The 22,942-nt window shown below is 29.7% G+C and carries 18 protein-coding genes and 1 tRNA gene; 7 read left to right on the top strand and 12 right to left on the bottom strand.

Annotation, left to right across the window (positions count from 1 at the left end; genetic code table 11):
* Positions 1–24: 24 nt before the first annotated feature.
* The 7 genes from BWR22_RS11385 (at position 25) to BWR22_RS11355 (ending at position 5,454) form a co-directional block, all read left to right on the top strand.
* Positions 25–957 carry a PorP/SprF family type IX secretion system membrane protein gene (locus BWR22_RS11385; RefSeq protein WP_076733792.1) on the top strand — a complete coding sequence of 311 codons (933 nt, stop codon included), beginning with the start codon at positions 25–27 and terminating at the stop codon, positions 955–957.
* An 18-nt stretch (positions 958–975) separates the two neighbouring features.
* The gene (locus BWR22_RS11380) at positions 976–2,901 is read left to right on the top strand and encodes an OmpA family protein (RefSeq protein WP_076733791.1); all 1,926 of its coding nucleotides are present in this window, start codon (positions 976–978) and stop codon (positions 2,899–2,901) included.
* A gap of 171 nt (positions 2,902–3,072) precedes the next feature.
* Positions 3,073–3,609 (top strand): isopentenyl-diphosphate Delta-isomerase, encoded by a 537-nt coding sequence (gene idi, locus BWR22_RS11375; protein ID WP_076733790.1) that lies wholly within the window; start codon positions 3,073–3,075, stop codon positions 3,607–3,609.
* Positions 3,593–4,000, top strand: coding sequence for a 6-pyruvoyl trahydropterin synthase family protein (locus BWR22_RS11370; protein WP_076733789.1), 408 nt, complete (start codon positions 3,593–3,595; stop codon positions 3,998–4,000). The genes idi and BWR22_RS11370 overlap by 17 nt, the downstream gene beginning before the upstream one ends.
* Before the next feature lies 1 nt (position 4,001).
* Entirely contained in the window at positions 4,002–4,979 is a 978-nt protein-coding gene (locus tag BWR22_RS11365) for a type I phosphomannose isomerase catalytic subunit (protein WP_076733788.1), read from the top strand.
* Positions 4,980–5,056: 77 nt separating this feature from the next.
* Positions 5,057–5,323 (top strand): hypothetical protein, encoded by a 267-nt coding sequence (locus BWR22_RS11360; RefSeq protein ID WP_076733787.1) that lies wholly within the window; start codon positions 5,057–5,059, stop codon positions 5,321–5,323.
* Between the two features lie 57 nt (positions 5,324–5,380).
* Positions 5,381–5,454, top strand: a tRNA-Thr gene (locus BWR22_RS11355).
* A gap of 191 nt (positions 5,455–5,645) precedes the next feature.
* On the opposite strand, the gene BWR22_RS11350 is transcribed toward BWR22_RS11355, so the two are convergent.
* The 12 genes from BWR22_RS11350 to BWR22_RS11290 all read right to left on the bottom strand — a co-directional run bounded on the left by BWR22_RS11350 (position 5,646) and on the right by BWR22_RS11290 (position 22,918).
* Positions 5,646–7,031 carry a tetratricopeptide repeat protein gene (locus BWR22_RS11350; protein ID WP_076734422.1) on the bottom strand — a complete coding sequence of 462 codons (1,386 nt, stop codon included), beginning with the start codon at positions 7,029–7,031 and terminating at the stop codon, positions 5,646–5,648.
* A gap of 157 nt (positions 7,032–7,188) precedes the next feature.
* Positions 7,189–8,373 (bottom strand): aspartate aminotransferase family protein, encoded by a 1,185-nt coding sequence (locus BWR22_RS11345; RefSeq protein WP_076733786.1) that lies wholly within the window; start codon positions 8,371–8,373, stop codon positions 7,189–7,191.
* A complete protein-coding gene (locus BWR22_RS11340; RefSeq protein WP_083678295.1) occupies positions 8,370–10,226 on the bottom strand; it encodes an OstA-like protein in 1,857 nt (618 codons plus the stop codon). The genes BWR22_RS11345 and BWR22_RS11340 overlap by 4 nt, the downstream gene beginning before the upstream one ends.
* 136 nt (positions 10,227–10,362) lie before the next feature.
* Complete coding sequence (locus tag BWR22_RS11335) at positions 10,363–10,920, bottom strand: hypothetical protein (protein WP_076733785.1); 558 nt, start codon at positions 10,918–10,920, stop codon at positions 10,363–10,365.
* Positions 10,921–11,292: 372 nt separating this feature from the next.
* The gene (locus tag BWR22_RS11325) at positions 11,293–12,939 is read right to left on the bottom strand and encodes a hypothetical protein (RefSeq protein WP_076733783.1); all 1,647 of its coding nucleotides are present in this window, start codon (positions 12,937–12,939) and stop codon (positions 11,293–11,295) included.
* A gap of 78 nt (positions 12,940–13,017) precedes the next feature.
* Positions 13,018–14,151 carry a helix-turn-helix domain-containing protein gene (locus BWR22_RS11320; protein ID WP_076733782.1) on the bottom strand — a complete coding sequence of 378 codons (1,134 nt, stop codon included), beginning with the start codon at positions 14,149–14,151 and terminating at the stop codon, positions 13,018–13,020.
* A 90-nt stretch (positions 14,152–14,241) separates the two neighbouring features.
* Positions 14,242–15,516, bottom strand: coding sequence for an adenylosuccinate synthase (locus BWR22_RS11315; protein ID WP_076733781.1), 1,275 nt, complete (start codon positions 15,514–15,516; stop codon positions 14,242–14,244).
* Positions 15,517–15,521: 5 nt separating this feature from the next.
* Positions 15,522–15,980: a Fur family transcriptional regulator gene (locus tag BWR22_RS11310; protein ID WP_076733780.1), complete on the bottom strand. Its 459-nt coding sequence runs from the start codon at positions 15,978–15,980 to the stop codon at positions 15,522–15,524.
* A 96-nt stretch (positions 15,981–16,076) separates the two neighbouring features.
* Complete coding sequence (locus BWR22_RS11305) at positions 16,077–18,296, bottom strand: RelA/SpoT family protein (RefSeq protein ID WP_076733779.1); 2,220 nt, start codon at positions 18,294–18,296, stop codon at positions 16,077–16,079.
* A gap of 96 nt (positions 18,297–18,392) precedes the next feature.
* A complete protein-coding gene (locus BWR22_RS11300; RefSeq protein WP_076733778.1) occupies positions 18,393–19,370 on the bottom strand; it encodes a peptidase associated/transthyretin-like domain-containing protein in 978 nt (325 codons plus the stop codon).
* Between the two features lie 19 nt (positions 19,371–19,389).
* Entirely contained in the window at positions 19,390–20,625 is a 1,236-nt protein-coding gene (locus tag BWR22_RS11295; RefSeq protein ID WP_076733777.1) for a DEAD/DEAH box helicase, read from the bottom strand.
* Between the two features lie 88 nt (positions 20,626–20,713).
* Positions 20,714–22,918 carry a B12-binding domain-containing radical SAM protein gene (locus BWR22_RS11290; RefSeq protein ID WP_076733776.1) on the bottom strand — a complete coding sequence of 735 codons (2,205 nt, stop codon included), beginning with the start codon at positions 22,916–22,918 and terminating at the stop codon, positions 20,714–20,716.
* Positions 22,919–22,942: the final 24 nt, after the last annotated feature.

Genomic DNA, 22,942 nt, shown 5'->3' with positions numbered 1-22,942 from the left:
AAAATTAAATTATACCTCTTTATAATGAAAAATAGAATATTAATTTTAGTAATCCTTTTTAGTATTACATTTGCTGCAGAAAGTGTTGCGCAACAAGATGCGCAGTATACTCAGTACATGTATAATACAATGAGTATTAATCCAGCTTATGCAGGTTCTCGAGACGTAATTAGTATAGCAGGACTATATAGAACACAATGGGTAGGGCTTGATGGAGCACCAGATACACAAACCTTTAATATTCACTCTCCAATTGGTGATAGTGAAAAGGTAGGTTTAGGATTATCAATTATAAACGATAATATTGGTCCAACACACGAAACTTATTTCGATATTGATTTCTCATATACTGTTAACACTTCAGATGAAGGAAGATTGTCTTTTGGTGTAAAAGCTGGAGGTCATTTGTTAGATGTCGCTTATTCAGAGTTAAGTCAATTTAATGGTGGAGATCCATTATTACAATCAGATATTGAAAATAGATTCTCTCCAAATGTAGGTGCAGGAATTTACTATAGACAATCAGACAGATGGTATGTAGGTTTATCGGCACCAAATTTATTAGAAACTAAACATTTTGATGAATCAGCATTATCTGTAGCAAAAGAAAACATTAACTTATATTTAATAGGTGGTTATGTTTTTGACATTAATCAAGACCTAAAATTAAAACCGGCTATTCTGTTTAAGGGAGTTGCAGGAGCTCCATTACAAGCAGATTTAACTGTTAATGCATTATTAAAAGAAAAATTAACACTTGGTTTAGCTTATAGATGGAGTGCGGCGGTAAGTGCTTTAGTAGGATATCAATTAACAGATGGTTTAATGTTAGGCGTAGGTTACGATAGAGAAACTACAGATTTAGGTAAAACTCAATTTGAACAAGGTTCTTACGAAGTATTCTTAAGATATGAGATTTTCCAAAACCAAAAAATACTATCACCAAGATTCTTCTAATTTTAGAAATATATAATTATGAAAAATAGAATATATATACTACTTACAATTTTTGCCTTCACTTTTAGTATAAGTTTTTCTCAAGAGGAAGGAAAAACAATTACAGGTGTGGATAAGGAATATAATAACTTAAAATATAAAGAAGTTATTAGAGACCTAAATAAAGCAGTTAAATCTGGAGATAATAGTCCGGAAGTAATGGCAAAACTTGCTAATGCATACTACTTCAATGTTGAAATGGAAGAAGCTGCTAAATGGTATGGCGAATTATTAGCTCAAAATACAGCTGTAGATTTCGAATATTATTACAGATATGCAATGGCACTTAAGGCTACTGGTAAGTATGAAGATGCTAATAAATATTTAAAAAGATTTGCAGTTTTAAAACCTAATGACTCTAGATCTATAAAGTTTATGGAATCACCAGACTATTTAACTACAATAGATAAGTTATCTGGTAATTTTACAATAGAAAATTTAGATATAAACTCTCGTTTTTCAGACTTTGGAACCTCTTTTTATAACGACGGAATTGTTTTTGCTTCTTCTAGAGGAGAAGGAAAACTTTACAAATGGAACGAACAACCATTTTTAGATTTGTTTTACGTTAAAACAGGTGATGATAAGCCTAAACGATTAGGAGAGAAAATTAATACGAAATTTCACGAATCCTCTACATCGTTCACGAGTGATGGAAAGACAATGTATTTTACCAGAAATAATTACATTAATGGTAAAAAAAGAAAAAGTAGTGATAAAGTTGTAGGATTAAAAATTTATAAAGCTACCTTAAACGATGAGGGAAAATGGACAAATGTAACGTCTTTACCTTTTAATAACGATGAATATAACGTCGCGCATCCTGCTTTAAGTTTAGATAATAAAAAACTATACTTCGCATCAGATATGCCTGGAACAAAAGGAAAGTCAGATATATTTGTAGTAGACATTTTAGAAGACGGTAGTTATGGAGAACCAACAAATCTTGGAGATGTAATTAATACAGAAGGGCGTGAAAATTTCCCATATGTTAGTAATAACGGAACATTATATTTCTCTTCAGATGGGCACCAAGGATTAGGAGGTTTAGATATCTTTTATGCTAATATCACTAGTAATATAGAACAAATACAAAATTTAGGAAAACCAGTAAATAGTCCACGTGATGATTTCGAATTTATTATTGATGAATTTACAAACACTGGGTATTTAACATCTAACAGATATAATGGTAAAGGAGACGATGATATATATAAATTTCAAAGAGAAATTTGTAATCAATTAGTAGCAGGAACTGTTGTAGATAAAAATACAAACATTGTTATTCCAAATGCCAATGTAATAATTTATAACGATAGTAAAGAAAAAGTATATCGTTTTACAACAGATGTTAATGGTGCTTTTAGTTACAATACAGATTGTAAAAAAGGTAATTTTAGAGCTGTAGCAAGTAAAGAAGGATACGATTCTGAAGAAATAATCTATACCATAGATCCAGAAATTAGACTTGACATAGCTTTAAAACTTAATTTAACACCTAAAACAGTAATAGAGGAGCCAGCAACTGTTGGAGTAGATTTATTCGAACTATTAGACCTAAATCCAATTTATTTTAATTTCGATAAATCTAATATAAGGCCAGATGCTCAAATAGAGTTAGAAAAAGTTATAAACTACCTAAAACAGTATCCATCTGTTAGCATAGACGTTCAATCTCATACAGATTCAAGAGCATCTAATGAATATAACCAAGCATTATCAAATAGAAGAAATGTTTCTACTAAAAATTGGATTATACAAAGAGGAGGAATATCAGCTAGTAGAATTACAGGTAGAGGCTATGGAGAATCACAACTTACAAACCGTTGTTCAGACGGAGTAGAATGTAGTGAAGAAGAACACCAACAAAACAGACGAAGTATGTTTATAGTAACTAAAAATTAATTTGGTAATACTTATAAACTAAATAATCAATTTTAAAAAAAAGCACCTTATTTATAAGGTGCTTTTTTTGTTTTATATACTGTTTAAACAAAGACATAATCTCTTAATTTAGACTTAAAAGGAATTAATTTAAATTCCTATTTTGTAAATTTGTCCACTTCAATAATACACATGGCAGAAGAACAAGTAATTTTAGTAAACGAAAAAGATGAGCAAATTGGTTTAATGCCAAAAATGGAAGCACATGAAAAAGCGCTATTGCATCGTGCTTTTTCAGTTTTTATTTTTAATGATAAAAACGAATTAATGCTCCAGCAACGTGCATTAAGTAAATATCATACACCAGGTCTATGGACTAATACATGTTGTAGTCATCAAAGAGTAGGAGAAACAAACTTAGAAGCAGGAAAAAGACGTTTACAAGAAGAAATGGGTTTTGTAACTCCATTAATAGAGAAAACGTCTTTTATATACAAGGCACCTTTTGATAACGGTCTAACAGAGCATGAATTAGACCATATTATGGTTGGGCACTATAATGGTTTGCCAAAAATAAATAAAGACGAAGTAGAGGCCTGGAAATGGATGTCTCTTGAGGATGTAAAAAGAGATATAAAAAAACAGCCGGAACTATATACAGCTTGGTTTAAAATTATTTTCGATAAATTTTATAAATTTTTAAACATTGCAGATGAGAGTAACAGTTAGTAGAAAAGCACATTTTAATGCGGCTCACAGACTTTACAGAAAAGATTGGAGTGATGAAAAAAATGATTTAATTTTTGGTAAATGCAATAACCCCAATTATCATGGTCATAATTACGATTTAATAGTTAGTGTTACCGGAGAAATAGACACAGAAACGGGATATGTAATCGATTTAAAATTATTAAAAGAAATTATAGAAAGTGAAGTTGAAATAGCTTTCGATCATAAAAATTTAAATTTAGATGTCCCAGAATTTAAAGCATTAAATCCAACAGCAGAAAATATTGCCATTGTAATTTATAATAAAATAAAACCTAAATTACCTTCTCATTTAGATTTAGAAATTACTTTGTACGAAACGCCACGTAACTTTGTAAGCTATTCAGGTTAGTATGACAAAAGTAAAGTTATATCCAATAAAGTTTCAACCTATTTTTAAAGAAAAAATTTGGGGAGGAAACAAATTAAAATCAGTTTTAAATAAAAAAACAAATCTTCTTAATGTAGGAGAAAGTTGGGAAATTAGTGCTGTAGAAAACGATGTTTCGGTTGTTGCTAATGGCCAACTTAAAGGCAATACTCTTAACAGCCTTTTAGCGGAATATAAAGATGATTTAATAGGAGAAAAAAATTATAAATCCTTTGGTACTAAATTTCCTTTATTAATTAAATTTATAGATGCAAAAGAAGATTTATCAATACAGCTACATCCCAATAATAAATTAGCTGCTCAACGTCATAATTCATTTGGTAAAACTGAAATGTGGTATGTTTTAGAAGCCGACGAAGAAGCAAATTTAATAGTAGGCTTTAATGAAAAAATGACATCAGAAAAATATTTAAAGCATTTAAATAATAAAACACTTCCAGAAATTTTAAATTTTAATAAAGTAAAAAAAGGAGATTCTTATTTTATAGATGTTGGTTTGGTACATGCCATTGGAGCAGGAGTAATGCTTGCCGAAATACAACAAACTAGCGATATTACATACCGTGTTTACGATTGGGACAGAGTAGACGCTAAAGGTAACACTAGAGAACTACATAACGATTTAGCACTTGAAGCAATAAATTTTGATTATAAAGACAACTTTAAAATTGATTACTTCAAGAATAAAAATCAAACTAATAAACTAGTAACTTGTCCTTTTTTTATTACTAATTATTTGGCTTTAGAAACAAATACTATTACAAAAGAAAATACTTTTGATTCCTTTATTATATATATGTGCGTAAATGGAGAAGCCTCTATTAAAACAGATTATAGTACCGAAATAATAAAAAAAGGAGAAACAATACTTATTCCTGCGGTAATTAATACTTTTCAAATTATAGCAGAATCTGCAGAGCTGTTAGAAATTTATATTTAATATATAACAGTTCATTATTTTCGATCATTTATTCCAAATTTATTCTCTATTTTTGTAGCTCAAATAAATTTAAAATTATGGCAAATAAAAGAGACCTAAAAAAAGACATTAACTATGTATTAGGTGATATTATTGAAGCAGTTTATGTTTGGGAATATACTAACCCAGATAAGGAAACTAAAAAAAGCGAAGTTATTATTGACGATGCAATTATTATTTTTGATGAATTAATTGCAAAAGTTAATGCAAAAGACGTAGAAAATAAAAAAGCACACTTTAAGTCAATTAACTTAGAATTAGAGACTAAGGGTCGCGAATTAATAGAAAGAATAAATAAATTGTAAAAAGTTTAAAAAAAAGTTTGCAAATATCATTTACAAATTTATATTTGCACTCGCTTTGCCGATGTAGCTCAGCTGGCTAGAGCAGCTGATTTGTAATCAGCAGGTCGTGGGTTCGAGTCCCTCCATCGGCTCTAAAGTCTCTCAATAATTTGAGAGACTTTTTTTTGTCTAAAATTCTGGGATTTAGAGTAGATAAAAAAAGGTAAATACTACCAGCTCTTTTATTAATTTATAATAAAGTTGCGTTAGTTAAAAAGGATTATAAAAAAACGCTAAACTATCTCATTTTAATAGAAGATAAAGTTAAATCGTTTTAAAGTGTTTATAAATTAATAATTTTTTTAGCTAATAAAGACTCAAAAACTTCTGGAAATAATTCTTCTAAAATAATAACCTGCTCAGCATCAAAACGCATTGCATTTTTTAAATGGAAAGTTGCTTTTTCAAATTCTAATAATGTAAAATTTAAACCTGCTAACCTAAATTCTATTTCTGCATTTTCTGGATAGAATTCTGTAGCTTGAATTAAATTAAACGTTGCAGCTTCAGGTTCGCCTAATTGAGTTAAAATATCTGCTCTTATTAACCAAGTTTCTAGTTCGTAATTACCTAACTCTAAAGCACGTTTGTAACCACGCTCAGCTTCTTCAAGAAAGTTTAATCTATGGTTTATTTTGGCATAATATTTCCAGTACAATACATTTTCACCATCAATATTTATAGCTTTATTAATATAGTATAAAGCTTTTTGGTAATTTTTATTTTTACAATAAAATTTGGTTATAGCAATCCAACCTTTGTCTAAAAGAGGATCTTCATGTACTGTTTTGTAATAATAATGTACTGCTAAATCGTTGTTTCCTAATTTTTCGTGACAATTTCCAATTCTAAGTAAAGCGAAAGATGTAGGGTCTTCAAGAGAAAGTGTAATGCTGTAGTTTTCTATAGCTTCGTTATACATTTTTAGTTTTTCTAAAACTTTTCCTTTCTCTAAATAAGCACCAATAAAAGTATCGTCTGATATAATTGCAAAATCATATGCGCTTAATGCTTTTTCATAATCTTTTAATTCAAAATATTGACGTCCAAGTTGATGCCATGCAACTTCACAATAAGGATTTTTATCTAAATATATATTAAGATACTCTATAGCTTCGTTATTTTTATCTAAAAAGTCAAAACAATATATAATGTTGTAAAGAGAGGCATAATCATCAGGATTTGCTTCTAAACAACGCATAAAACTGTCTCTTGCCATATCGAATTTGTCTAAAAATAGATATTCCATGCCAATAAGAGAGTGTAAATCTGAAGTATCGTCTGCAAGGTCTAATGCACGATTTAAAATATCAATAGCTTCCTCGTGCTTATCTTCTTTAGAAAGTATATTTGCTTTCTGAATATAAATTTCTTCATTAGAAGGTTCAAGAACATACAATTCATTTAATAATGAATTAGCTTTAGCAAGTTCATTTTCAAAAACAAAAATTTCAACTTTAAAGAGTTTTAAATTTGTTGAGCTTGGATGCTGCTCTAAGCCTAATTTAATTGCTTTTTTAGCTAAAGCTACTTTACCTTGATTAAGGTAATGATGAATGATATTTTCAAATTCATTTGAGTCGAAAAACAAAACATTATTTGTTTTAAGCATAGACTCAAATTTAATAAGCGATACGTTATTATTTTCTTCTTCTTGGCTAAAATCCATAGGCATTAATTTAGCATTTCTATATAATAAATGTAACGCTCAAAGCTCTAATTTTATGATGTTACAAGTAAATGTTTTTAACAAAGTAATCAACAAAAGCAAAATACTTGTTGTTGTCTTATATTAAAAACACTGGCTTTTAATGTGTTAAGCTTGTTTATTTAAGTTGTATTTTGTTTAATACTTCAATAATAATGCCACAGCCTTTTATTATTTCATCGTTAGAGATAGTGAGTGGTGGAGTGATACGTACTGCTTTAGGTTCAAATAATAACCAAAATAATATTAAACCTTTATCTTGTGCATTTAAAATGAGTTGATTAGCTATTTCTGCAGTTGGTAAAATAGCAGCTAACATTAAACCTTTTCCTCTTATTTCTTTAATTAGCGAATGTTTTAAGTGCTTTCTAATTAGTTGTTCTTTTTCTAAGGCTTGAGACATTAAGTCACTTTCTGTAATTTCTTTTAATGTTGCTAACGCAGCAGCAGCAATAACTGGATTACCGCCAAAAGTGGTTATATGTCCTAATTTAGGATTGTCTTGTAGAGTATCCATTAATATTGACGAAGCTGTAAATGCTCCAATAGGTAAGCCTCCTCCAAGGCCTTTACCTGTTACTAAAATATCTGGAATACAATTGTAATTTTCAAAACCTGATAGTTTTCCAGTTCTCCCAATTCCAGGCTGTATATCGTCTAATATTAAAAGCGCTCCAACCTCTTTACAACGTTTTTTTACTTTTTGTAAATAATTGTTTTTTGGTTCTATAAAACCAGCACCACCTTGAATAGTTTCTAAAATTACAGCGGCTGTTTTTGTGGTAATGTGTTTTAAGTGTGGCTCATAATTATATGTTATATGGCTAATTTCTGGAAGTAAAGGTCTAAAAGGAGCTTTACGTTCTTCAAAATCCATTAAACTTAGTGAGCCCATAGTATTACCGTGGTAAGCATTATGCGCAGCAATAATCTGGCTTCTTCCTGTTGCTCTTCTTGCAAGTTTTAAAGCGCCTTCAATAGCTTCGGTTCCAGAGTTTACTAAATATGTTTTTTCTAAAGAATTTGGAAGGTGTTTTGCAAATAGCTTACATAATTCTACAGCTGGTTTCTGGATGTATTCTCCATAAACCATAACGTGTAAATAGTTATCTACTTGTTTTTTTATAGCTGAAACAACTTTAGGGTGTGAATGACCTAAAGGACAAGCCGAAACACCTGCAACAAAATCTAAATAGGCATTATTGTTTTTGTCGTAAATATAAGAGCCTTTAGCATGAGAAATTTCCATTGCTAAAGGATGTGGAGAGGTTTGTGCTTGATGTTTAAAGAAACTTTCTTTCATTCCTCTTCTTTTAATTCTAATGGTTTACCAAGAACTGGTTTTAATTCTTTAGCTCTGGTTTGTTTTGGTAAATTACTTTTTACAGTGTCTTGTTTAATAATCTTTTTAGGTATTTGCCTTGAGGCTTTTTGTGAAGCATCGTCGCGCGAATCTCCAAAACGAACTTTAGGTTTACTTTCTTCGTCTGCTTTATCTACACGGTTTAATAAATCTTCATCAAAAAATTCTTCATCAGGTACTGCAGGAGCTAAGCCTTTTATTACTGGTAAATTTAAAGGCGGATCATCTTTAAATAAGTCTTCTACACTTAAAGGTCTTTCTTCTTCTCGCCAATCAAAGTCTTTTAATCTCATGGCACCTTTAGGAATATCGTCTTCAGGATAGGTGTTTGCTTCTGTAGAAATTAAACGTTTATACATATTAATATCACCATCTTCAAAATACATTTCAATATTCGCAGATCGTGCTTTGTCTAATCCTACAAATTCATCATCTTCATTTCTAATAATAAAAATTGACTCGGCATTTTTAAAGATATTTACTTGTTTCATTTGGTTTTTATCATCAAACAAACCAATGAGGCGTTTTCCTTTTATCTGGCTGTAATAATTTTCGCTTATAGTGTCTTTACTTATTATAAAAGCATTTTCAAATACTATAAGAGAATCTATTTTTTCGGTTTCTGGATTAGATTTTAAATGAATAGTATCACCTGTAATTTGATTGGTTAAATTCCAAAGTATAGGTCTTCTTTTTACAGCAAATGCATCTTTTGAAGATAATCGAGATAAATTAATTAGTTGTGTTAAACCTGTTTGGTGATTAACGTGAATAGAATCAGACTTTCCACTAACATCAGATTTGTACAATTTTGCATTTCTAAAGGCTCTTGTAATTCTATTATTTTCTTTTCCAGTAACCATTAAGGTGTCGGAATGAATGTATATAGAATCGTTTTCTTGAACTGTAATTGCTAATGCTCGATTTGTTACAAATGCAGAATCTTTAGACTTATATACCTCGGCATAATGGCCTTTTATTATACTTTTATTAATAGTATCTGTAATTACTATATTATTGGAAGCCGATGCAAAATCTTTATTCCTATCAAAATACATGCTGTCACCTACTACTACACGGTTATCGTAATCTATTCTCGAGTTCTTTGTAAAGTAACCAGTGTCGTTATTTGTATTGTAGAAACCACGTTCGCAATATACTTTGCTTGTTTCTCCTACAATTTTAGAATCTCCATACATGTAAGCATGTCCAGTTTCCGAAAAGAAATCTAATTGATTAGTGGTTAAAACGTATTCTGGATTTACTAATTTAACAGTGTTTAAAAAGCGATATTTTTTTTGAGACATGTAATATCTTCCAACAGTACTTGTTATTGTTCCAGAACTATCTCTAACTACTTTGCCGTTTTCGTTATAAAAAGCTTCTTGTTTAGCACGGTCGAAAAAAAGTTTATCGGTAGTTAAAACGGAGCTAGGTTCGGTTAAAACAACATCTCCTTTGGCGAATGCTAATTGTGTTTTACCACTATACTCGGCATATTTAGCAACCATGGTAATGGTATCGCCTTGTACCATTTTTACATTTCCGTAGGCTTCAACAAAATTTTCTCTACCGTATAGCACGGCTTGGTCGCAGTACATATCTATACCATCATGGTAAACATGTACTTGTCCGGCATCACTACGCGTTAGAATTCTTGCGCCTGGATATTTTTCTTCGTCTATTTCACCAAAAGCACCAGAGTCTTTAATTTCAATGTTTTTACGTTGTTGCGCAAAACTGCTGAAAGAAACTAAACTTAAAAGAAATACTATTATTATTTTTTTAAACATCTTATAATTAGTGTTTGAGCAAAAATAATGATTAATATGAGTTGGCATTATCTATTAGGAAAATTTTAATATCAAAAAACCTATCTACATTACAGAAAATAGGTTTTATATATTTTTTTATACTAAGGAAGTTTAGTTAAAAAAGATTAAATGTTAAAAAATACCTATAGCCACCTTGGTTTATCATAATCCATGCAACTAATTTATTTGTGTCTGGATCAAACAATAATGCTTTCAATGGTTTTTCGGGTTCGTTTTTTTTATAATAAGCAAACACGTTAGCATCCTTTGTATACATTTTTTCTCCACCAATAGTTTCTTTTGCTAATTCTTCTTTAAAAGGCTCATAAATTTTATGATTTTTAAAAAAACGAATTGGTTTTGCATCAATATTCTCTATGCCCAAACTATCAATTGGTTTTCTAAAAGCAGAAAAGATTGTGTCGAAGCTTTCAAGTCTTCTTTCTCTTCTTTCTACAAGAGTGTCATTAAGTACGTAATCAAAATAAATATATTTGTTAAATAGAGTGTCTTTGGAAATTTGATTAGCCTCTTTATTTTCTATATATTTGGCTAGTGCTTTTAAAGATTTATATTTTTCTATTTCATCTGCTTTCCAATCTTTAAATTTTTTTTCTTGAGAATAGCTAGAAAATGATAGTGAAATAATAACTACTATAATAATTTTTTTCATTTTTTCATTTTTTCATTTTTAATAATCTAATTGAAGTGTAAATCGAAAATGATATGTAAATCACTAATGATAAAGTAACAATAATGCTATTATTAAGCTCAAACCAAGAAACTTTATAACTTAGCCATAAATAAGTTAGTATATAGCCAATTATAACATTTTTGTTTTTGTAAAATGAAATAAAAAATAAACCTAATAGACCTAAGGATAAAAATATATAATCTAAAAATGATAAGGCATTTTTAGTAAAAATTAACGTTAAGTTTATTAGCATTATTATCCCATTAAACATTTCTAGTTTACCAAATGGTAATATGACAGCTAAGAAGATGAATATTGATAAATTTTTTATTGTTAGTTTATTTTTCATCATTAATTACAATTATTATCTGGTGAAACTCCTCCATCAGTATCTTTAGTAACTCCTTCAGGAAGAGGTGTTAAATTTCGAATATATTCTCCTGCTCTTCCAGGAGTTGACCCAAAAAAGTAAATTGGATTTGCGTTACAAGTAGGCATAGGCAAGCCAGCTAAATTAGCGATATCAATACCTAAATCTGTACAGTTCTGACCATTAATATCATAATTAGAATTTGAAAAAGCTATTATATGATTGATAATTGATAGTAATGGGTAGGTAAATTCACCATTATTAAAATCAGTTGTAGATACGTTATCTATTGTTATACTAACATCATATGTCGTATTACTATTATTTCCCATAATTCCATCAACTGAATAATATAAACTAGGTAGACCATACACTGGATAAAAACCAAAAGTTGCAATATTTTCTCCTTGTTCAATAGAAATAAATGTATGACCAACTCCATCTGCACCGACTAAGGCATTCGATCCATCAACTGGTTCATCTACATAGATTGTTATTTTTGCATCCTGACCGGATTGACTTGTATCAAAACAATCTAAATATTGCGACATATTTTCTATTGGAGTGTCTGGACCTTCAACTATTATTTCAACCTGTTCTCCAAAAACATAAAGTATAATTGCATCTTCAAAAGTCAAACCAGTGTCATTCATCATTAAAATAAGTATGGCTTCTGCTATACTAGCGGCTTGCTGACATTCTGGAGAGGTTGTATTACCTTGTATATCTAAATCTAAAAGAAAACAACCGCCTTGTTCTTCTAAAAACTTCTTAATATACTGTCCTTTTGCCCAATTCGTTTTTATTTCTAACCATGCAGTCATTTCTGGTGTTAGATTTAATGCATTTGATAATTCGAAAATTAACATTGCAGTAGGAGATATTGGTGTTGTAGTAACACTATTGCTTCCATTGGTATAACCATTACCATAATTATTGTTAGACGTGTTTGTATTATTAGTATTGTTTGTTGTTGGGTTACCAGTGTTGTTAGATGAACCACTCGTCCAATTACAAAAAGAGGTTACATAAGTTGATATTTCTCCATCACAAGTTAGTCCGTTTGAATGTTCTATTTCACACTGACCATAAACAATAATTGTTTGTATAAAATCTACACAAATATATTCTGGATTTCCATTTGCATCAACTTTTTGAAATTGAGGTGTTAAATTTTGTTGCTCAATAGTAGACAATTCATCAAATTGTTTTGGTGTTATGTTATATTTTACAAAAAATGTTTCAACTTCTCCATTATCTAATACTGTAAACACAATGTTTTCTAGTTTCTCTTCATTATTTCTGTACATTGGGTAAGTATAATAAAGTTTTCCATTATTATTAATTAGCTTTCCATTATCTAAATCTATATAGACGCCAAAGTCATTATTATAAACAAATTTATTTTGGCTATTTAGTGTTAATTCTTTATTTTTTTGTATTTGTTTTACTTTTTCTGTAATTTTTATTGCTGTTCTAGTGTCTAATTTTTTTGAAGAAATATGCTCTACAGTAATATTGTTTTTTGTGGTTTTATCTAAATTTATAATATCATCATCATTTTGACAATTATAAGCTGAGATTGCGATAAGAAAAAGTAATGTTAGTTTAAAAAAGTTCTGTTTCATTATTTGTTTAGTTTTAAATATTTAATGAAGCAATATTACTTGTCTTTTAAATGGTCAAAGTCCTAGATATGTATAATGTTAAAGATTTCGGACATCTTTTTTATATTGTGAAGGGGTTTTATTAGTAAATTTTTTAAAAGCGGTATAAAAACTAGATTTAGAATTAAAACCAGATTCTAAGCCTATAGCTACAATTGTGTAATTATCGTATTCTTTATCTTGAAGTATCTGTTTTGCATTAATAATTCTTAAATTATTAATGTAATCATTAAAATTCATTTTAGAATTAGTATTTATTTGCTGTGAAATATAACCATCACTCAAGTCTAAATGTTTTGATAAATACTCTAAGTTTAAGTTAGGATTTAAATATAATTTACTACTAATAATTTCTTCTTCTAAATTTTTAAAGGTTTTAGTTTTTTTTGTTTTATCACTACTAATTTTTTTAATTCTTTTTTCTCTTATTAAAATACGTTCTTTTAATTGTTTAGATTTTGCTAACCCTGCATAACCTATCCAATAGACTAATATAGAGTTGCCAATCCACATAGGATAGAAAAAATAGGTGTTATTAATATTATGAATTGTAATAATAGAAATAGCAATTAGCCAACATATGCAAACCAGTATTCCTAAATAAATTAATTTTTTTAACCAATTGGTTTCAGTTTTTACCCATTTAATATCATAAGACAAATTATTTTCATACTGCTTAATCATTTTATGTGATAAAAACATAAGTAAAAGATTGAAAATAAAAGAAGCGAATTCTAAGTAAACATAAATACCTCTTTCAAAATGTGAATTTATTTTATTAATATCATCTGTAGAGATTCGATAATAAATATTTAGTATATGGACTAGAAGTACTATTACAAATGGTGTAAATAATAGTACGTTTTTTACTAAAGTTATTTTCTCTTTGCATGTTAATTTATACACATATAAATAGAACATTGGTAAAACTAACCAGTGCCAGGGAATAAAAATATATTTTAAGAAAATATATTGGTTTGTTATTGAAGTATCAATTAACCAATATTGAAAATTACTTAAAGATAAAAAAAGTACGGTTAACGCTAAATAAATTGTGCTTTTCTTTATTATTTTGTCTTGGGCAAAAACGTAAAAACTAAATATTACACCATGAATAACTCCAGATATAATGAGTATGTTAAAAATATTAAGATTAAGGGTTTCTAAATTCATTTAAATATTCAAGGCTAATTTAAAACTAAGATATAAAAAAACCTATCATTTTAAGAAGATAGGTTTTTTAAGTATAATTTTATAAGAAAATTAATCTCTAAAAATAGTTTGTTTTCTATCTGGTCCAACAGAAACAATTGAAATAGGAATTTCTAATTCTTTTTCAAGAAAATCTATATAATCGTTAAGTTCTTTTGGAAGTTGCGAGTATTTAGTCATTTTTGTTAAGTCTTCACTCCAACCTTTAAACTCTGTATAAATTGGTTCCACATATTCTGGTTCAATATTAAATGGTAAATGTTCTATAGTTTCACCTTTATATTTATAAGCTGTAGCTACTTTTAAGGTTTTAAAGCCAGAAAGCACATCGCTTTTCATCATCATTAATTGTGTAACACCATTAACACGACAAGTGTATTTTAAGGCTACTAAATCTAACCATCCACAACGTCTTGCTCTACCTGTAACGGCTCCAAATTCTTGACCAACTCTAGCCATTTCTTCACCATCTGCATCAAATAATTCTGTTGGAAAAGGTCCAGAACCAACACGTGTAGTATAGGCTTTAAAAATACCAAAAACTTCTTTTATTTTGTTTGGAGCAATACCTAAACCTGTACAAGCTCCTGCTGCTGTAGTATTAGAAGATGTTACAAATGGATAAGTACCAAAATCAATATCTAAAAGAGAACCTTGAGCACCTTCGGCCAAAATAGTTTTATCGTCTTTTAACGCTTGGTGCAAATACGCTTCGCTATCTATAAATTGTAATTCTTTTAAACGTTCTACAGATTCGAAAAATTCAACTTCCATTTCTGCTAAATCGTATTGTACGTCTACGTTGTAGAATTCAATCATTGCTTCATGCTTGTTAGCTAGAGCTCTGTATTTTTCTTTCCAGTCTGGCATCTCTAAATCTCCAACACGAATACCGTTTCTACCAGTTTTGTCCATATATGTTGGTCCAATACCTTTTAATGTAGAACCAATTTTCGCTTTTCCTTTTGAAGCTTCACTGGCCGCATCTAATAAACGATGTGTTGGTAAAATTAAGTGTGCTTTACGCGATACAATTAGTTTAGATTTATAATCAATGTTAAATTGATCTAATCCTTCTAATTCTTTAATAAAAACTACAGGATCGACAACAACGCCATTTCCTATAATATTCATAGAGTCTTTATGAAAAATTCCAGAAGGAATTGTACGTAAAACGTGTTTTATACCATCGAATTTAAGTGTGTGTCCAGCATTTGGACCACCTTGAAATCGTGCTATAATATTGTAATTTTTGGTTAATACATCGACAATTTTTCCTTTGCCTTCGTCTCCCCATTGTAAACCTAGTAGTAAATCTACTGCCATAGTAGTTAGTTGTTTTTAGTTGTTTTTCGGTTACCGTAAAAATATAGTGAGTGGTTTGTGATTTCAATATCAAAAACCTCTTCGATTGTTTTTTTTATAGATTGAATTCTTGGGTCGCAAAACTCGATTACTTCACCTGTATCTGTTAAAATAACATGATCGTGTTGTTTATCGAAATAAGATTTTTCGTAATGTGCTTGGTTTTTTCCAAACTGGTGTTTACGTACTAAACCACAATCTAATAGTAATTCTATTGTATTGTACAGTGTTGCTCGACTTACACGATACTTTTTGTTTTTCATCTTTAAATACAAAGATTCAATATCGAAATGCTCTTTGCTGTTGTAGATTTCTTGAAGTATAGCGTAGCGTTCAGGTGTTTTTCTGTGACCGTTAGCTTCTAAGAATGTTGTAAAAACATTCTTAACTATTTCTTGATTTTTTGTGTCTGTATTTGCGCTCATAATCTAAGTCACAAATTTACATTTTTTTTTGAGGTTATTCTATGTTTTTCTAATATAGAATAATGTGTTATTAAGCAGTTATTAACAAGGTAGGTTTTAAGCTCTTGAAACTTTCTCTATACCATTTATTTTTTTAAGATTATCCATTACTTTTTTTAATAGTGTTTTGTTTTTAACGCTAACATTAATTTTTCCAGAGAAAATACCATGATTACTTTGAAAACTAATACTAGTCATGTTTACATGCATGTTTTCTGAAATCATTTTAGTAATATCGTTTACTAAACCTAAATTATCTATGCCAGATAGATTAATTTTTGCATGATATTCTTGTTTAGAAGAGTCAATCCATTTTGCAAGCATAATTCTGTAGGCATAGTTAGATTGCATGCTTAAAGCATTTGGACAATTTTTTTTATGCACTTTTATACCATCATTTATGGTTAAAAATCCAAAAACATCGTCTCCCGGAATTGGATTACAGCAAGTTGCTAGTATGTATTCTAAAGTTTCTTCTTCTTTACCAAAAACAAGCATGTCGTAGCTGCTTGTAATTTCGTCTTTTTCAAGTTCTTCTTTAGATATTGAGTTTTTTCTGCTTATTTTATTTTTTATAAAACTAACTAATGCATTACTGCGCGAGGCAGCATATTCTTTAAGCATTGTATTACTAATGGTACCAATACCAACACGATAAAATAAATCTAAACTAGTTTTTAACTTAAAATAATTAACCATTTCGTTAATCGATTTTTCGTCTAACGTAATTTTAAGTTGTTTTAATTTTCTTCGTAAAACTTCTTTACCATCTTCGGCAATTAACTTTTCGTCTTCTCGTAATAGAGATTTTATTTTTCCTCTTGCTCGTGATGTTGTTGCGTAGTCTAACCAATTAGGATTGGGTTTTATGTTTTCGCTTGTTAAAATATCGACTTGATCACCACTGTTTAACTCGTGACTTAATGGCACCAATTTTCCATTTACTTTTGCGCCTCGTGTTTTCATACCAATTTCTGTATGTATACTAAATGCAAAATCTAAAGGTGTTGCACCTTTTGGTAACGATTTTAAATCTCCTTTTGGTGTAAAAACAAATATTTCTTTAGAGTAGAGGTTGAGTTTAAATTGCTCGACAAAGTCTACTGCATTGGTAGAGTGATTTTCTAGTGCTTCTTGAAGCCTATTAATCCACATGTCTAAATTATCTTCTTTGTCGTCTTTGTTTTTGTATTTATAGTGTGCCGCATAACCTTTTTCTGCAATTTCGTTCATGCGTTCACTTCTAATTTGCACTTCTACCCAACGGCCTTTTGGACCCATTACCGTGATATGTAGTGCCTCATAACCAGTAGATTTTGGAGAAGAAATCCAATCTCGTAAGCGTGTTGGATTTGGTCTAAAGTGATCTGTTACTACCGAGTATATTTTCCAAGCTAGGAATTTTTCATTTTCCTTATCGGATTTATAAATGATTCGTACGGCAAACTTATCGTAAACTTCTTCATAAGCAACGCCTTGTTTTTCCATTTTTCGTTTTATAGAAAAAATAGATTTTGGTCGTCCTTTTATTTCGTAATTTAAATGTTCCCTATCTAAAGATGTTTTTATAACATTATTAAATTCTTTTATATAAGCATCTTGTTCTTCTTTACTTTCTTTAGTTTTAAGAAGAATATCGTTATAAATTTCTGGCTCGGTATATTTTAAACTTAAATCTTCAAGTTCTGTTTTAATATTATATAATCCTATTCTGTGTGCTAAAGGAGCATAGATATATAGTGTTTCGCTGGCAATTTTTTCTTGCTTATCAGGACGCATAGAGTCCATAGTTTGCATGTTATGAAGTCTATCGGCAATTTTTATAATAATTACACGTACATCGTCATTAAGTGTGAGTAGCATTTTTCTAAAATTCTCAGCTTGAAGAGACACATCCATGTCTTTTTCTTTGCTTAAAGAGGAAATTTTAGTTAAACCATCTACAATTCTTGCAACTGTTTCGCCAAATAGTTTTTCTATATCTTTAACAGTGTAGTCGTCACTGTCTTCTACAACATCATGAAGTAGTGCTGCAGCAATAGAAGTGGCGTCTAATCCAATTTCTGAAGCAACAATTCTTGCCACAGCAATTGGGTGAAATATGTAGGCTTCACCACTTTTTCTGCGTTGGTCTTTATGTGCATCTACTGCTACTTCAAAAGCTTTACGTATAAGTTTTTTATCATCATCAGACAGTGATGTATAACTAACCTTTAAAAGATTTTTATAAGCTTTTGTTATAAGTGCATTTTCTTTTTCAATTTCTACTTCTGTCATAAAATTAAAAATAAGAATTAATTACGAATGCACAAGCAGTTTTTTTATTTTTATAAGAAGAAAATATAGCTAGTTAAATGGATGTGTTTGTATTAGTTATTCTTTATAAACCTCTAAGTTTATGCCTAAGCCATAATTGTTTAAGCCAGCTTTTAGTAAGTTAGATTTTTCAACGTTTTGTTTGTCGAAAAGTGTCCATTCTCCACCATTTAAAAATACACGTTTAACAAAGGTTCTTTTTTCAGAAATCTCATCTGTAAAAGGTAATAGCGGTCTAAAAGTTGTTGGTACTTTTACAATACCACGTGTAGTTTTAATTTCTTGATATTTTTTATTTGGTAAAAGTCTACCGTTTTTATCTGTATAACCTAATACTTGTAACGAAATAAATAAACCGTTTTTAGGCATGTAAATATCGTGTTGGGTAACATTAAATTCTAAAATTTTCTCGTTTTTTTCGTTAGCAATAAATACAATTTTATCGTAGGTTAAAACATCTCCAGGTAATCCGTTATTGTTTTCGTAGAAATTAACTTTAAATAGAGTGGAAAAGGATCTTTTTTCTGAGGTTTTTCTTTTTCGTTTATCCCAATCTTTAGCTTCAACTTTTATTGGTATTTGCAAACTGGATAAGCGTTGTGTTTTTGTAGGATTGTTATTAGGAAAATAAACTGCAATTTCGCTCTCTATTGTTGGTAGCCAACATTTGTAATAATCTTCGTGAACGGTAGGTTTTATTTTTTCTATTTTAAATTTCCCTTTTGGTTTGCTTAAAAATACTTCGTCTAGCGTATTTATACTTGGATGCATAACAATAGTTTTTGGTAAACTATCTGTTGTTAATTTTAAATCTTTAAAACCTATAGCCGATATAAATAACGAATCGATATCTTTATATAGCTTTTTTGTGAAGTAAAATTGTCCTGCATCATCTGCAAATAAACCGTTACCATTACCAAAGGAAATAGTAGCATAAGAAACTGGTTCTTGGCTGTTTGAAATTATAGTTGTGTTTTGAGCTTTAACGTAAAAACTTAAAATAAAACTAAAAAGGATGTAGTATATTTTATTCATAATAAATAAAGTATTAAAATTAATACCAGCGTTTTTTCTTCTTTTTAGACGCTTCACTTTTTCTTCCTTTTCTATGTTTTGAACCTTGTTTTTTATGTACTTGAGGTTTTGCTTTTGGGTCTAAAGGATAAGGATGGTCTTCTACAATATCTAATTGTAAATTAATAAGTTGTTGTATGGTTTTAATATACGTTTTTTCGTCTGCAGAGCAAAATGAATAAGCTGTACCTGTATTTCCTGCTCTTGCTGTTCTACCTATTCTATGTACGTATGTTTCTGGTACATTTGGCATATCAAAATTAATTACAGCATCAATATTATCTATATCTATACCACGTGCGGCAACATCTGTAGCAATTAAAATATTTACATTGTTTTGTTTGAAACTATTTAAAGCTTCTTGCCTTAAAGATTGGCTTTTGTCTCCATGAATAGATGCTACTTTATAGTTGTTTTTAAGTAGTGTTTGCTCTAATTTATCTACACCATATTTAGTACGACGAAAAATTATTATACGACCTTTTATTGTATTACGAAGTAAATGCAAACATAATTCTATTTTTTGCGGTTTTGGTACGTAATATAATGCTTGATTAACGTTTTTAGATGTTGAAGAATTTTGTGAAACTTCTACACGTCTTGGATTATTAAGTATTGTTTTTGCTAATTGTTCCACTTTATAAGGCATGGTTGCCGAGAATAAAAGTGTCTGTTTTTGTTCTGGACAAAGTCTTTCAATTTTATTTACATCATCAATAAAGCCCATATCTAGCATTAAATCTGCTTCATCAAGAACTAGTGTTTCAACATAATCTAAATTAACTACATCTTGTTTATGTAAATCTAACAAGCGACCAGATGTTGCAATTAAAACATCTACACCTTTTTTTAGGATGTCTTTTTGTGGTTCTATTGATGCTCCTCCAAAAATAACTGTAGATTTTAAATTTGTATATACTGCATACTCCTGAAAATTTTCTTGAATTTGAATGGCCAACTCACGTGTAGGACTTACAATTAAGGCACGTATTTTTTTTTGATTTTTTGCTACATCTTGTCTATTAAACAATAATTGAAGAATAGGTAAAGCAAAAGCGGCTGTTTTTCCTGTTCCTGTTTGCGCAGAAGCAATAACATCTTTTTTATCTAAAACTAACGGAATCGTGCGCTCTTGAATAAGTGTTGGGTTATCGTAACCTTTTTCGGCAATGGCACGAAGTAATGGTTTGTTAAGTTTTAAATCTTTAAATGACATGCAATAAATGTTTATTGCAAAGGTAGTTTTTTTATTACTTTAATGTTATAAGTAACAACGATATCGTTTTTTTACTTTTATATACACGTTATAAAACCAATAAACCAAAATCTTTTAGTTTTTGAAGCGGTTTAGAAAACCAAAAAAGTTCAAAATTTTGAAATTGATTTTCGTAATCTTTTTTTAATGCAGAAAAAGATTGCGGTTTTCCGTTTTTGGGCTTTAATGTTTCTAATGTGTCAAGAAGCCATTCGCCTTCAGCTTTATTTAAAGTAATTTGAAGTGTTTCGGTTTTATCATGAAATGTTAAATCTAAAAATTCATTTGTAAATCCTTTTTTTGTTTTTGTACGTTCTTCAACTAACGGTAAATGTCCTAACCATATAATTTTAGCGGTTGGTTTTGTGCTAAAAATGGTTTCGGTATTAAGGCAATCTTCAATATAATATGGTGTAATTGTGGTTTGTGGAATTTTAAAATTAAACCATTCTTGCAAGTCCATATCAAAGCCAATACCGTGCATAAAATTGAATAACGATTTTTTTAAACCGAAACTAAACATGTTATGGTCTATTCCTGTGCTATCGGTAAAATCTATATCATTGTTTGCAAATGATATATTTTTATAGTTTGGTGTAATACCGTAATTTGAAGGTTTTAGCCCAATTGGGCTATGGGCTGTTAATGCAAATTGATGCCAAAAACCAGATTGAATAATTCCTAATTCAAACAACTGTCTCACCATTTCTAAACTGTCAATAGTTTCTTGTACAGTTTGTGTTGGGTAGCCATACATTAAATAGGAATGTACCATAATGTTGGCTTGCGTAAAATTACGAGTAACTTGTGCTACTTGCTCTACAGTAACACCTTTATCTATAAGTTTTAATAATCTGTCTGAAGCGACTTCCAAGCCACCAGACACTGCAATGCAACCAGAGGCTTTTAATAAATAACATAAATCTTGAGTAAAGTTTTTTTCGAATCTAATATTGGTCCACCATGTAACCGTTAGCTGTCGTTTTAAAATCTCAATTGCTAAAGCTTTCATTAAAGCAGGAGGAGCAGCTTCGTCTACAAAATGAAATCCGTTTTCTCCAGTTTGCGCAATTAATTGCTCCATTCTATCAACTAAAAGGGAAGCTGTAATAGGTTCGTAAATTTTAATATAATCTAAAGAGATATCGCAAAAAGTACATTTTCCCCAATAACATCCGTGTGCCATTGTTAATTTGTTCCATCTGCCGTCACTCCATAGGCTATGCATGGGATTAGCAATTTCTATTACAGAAATATAATCTTCTAATAATAAATCTGAATAATCTGGAGTCCCAATTTCTAATTGCTTATAATCTTGTTTTGTAGTGTTGTTTTTATAAGTGACAGTGTTCTTTTCTAGTAGAAATGTACGCTTGTATGTGTTTTTTAAAAGATTTTGTTTTACTTCTGAATTGCACACGTTTTCATAAAGTAACTCGATTGGTAGCTCGCCATCATCTAATGTTATAAAATTAAAAAACTCGAATACTCTTTTATCTGTTACTTGACGTAACTCGGTATTAGGGAAACCTCCTCCCATAGCTACTTTTATTTCTGGATAATTGGCTCTAATATATTGTGCGCATCTAAAAGCACTGTATAAATTACCAGGAAATGGTACCGAGAAACACACTAATTTTGGTTGTGTTTTTAATAGTTTCTCTTCTAAAATTTTAAGAGTAATATTGTCTATAAAGGTTGGTTTACTTTGTAGGCTGTTATATAGCTCATCAAAATTATTGGCGCTTTGGCCTAAACGTTCTGCATAGCGACTAAATCCAAAATTAGGGTCTATACACTCAATAATAAAATCGGATAAATCTTCTAGATACAGCGTTGCTAAATGTTTAGCTTTGTCTTGCGTTCCCATTTCTCCAAAAGCCCAATCCATATCATCTAATTGATTAAATCTAGAGGCTTGTGGTAAGAAATTAGATGTGCAAATTTGTCTGGCTAAAGTTTGATTTTTGCCTTGTAAAAACCGAATTACAGCATCTAACGGTTGTAAATAGTCTTCTTTTAAAGTGTAAATACGTTGGCCGTTTTCTGTGGAAATGGAATTATTTTTAATTGCTAAATCAAATAATTTTTCGAATGTTTTTTTACTAAATAACTCCAAAATAACTTCAATTCCTAAATCCATTTGAAATGAAGAAATACCTTTTGTATTTAAAAACCCTTTTAAATATGCAGTTGCAGGATAAGGTGTATTTAATTGTGTAAAAGGAGGTGTTATAAGTAATAGGTCTTTCAAAATATTGAATTAATTTATACAACA

Source organism: Lacinutrix venerupis, from assembly GCF_001971745.1.
GTDB lineage: Bacteria > Bacteroidota > Bacteroidia > Flavobacteriales > Flavobacteriaceae > Lacinutrix > Lacinutrix venerupis.
The sequence above is the reverse complement of the archived record's forward strand: the minus strand, read 5'-3'. Positions and strand labels throughout refer to the sequence as shown.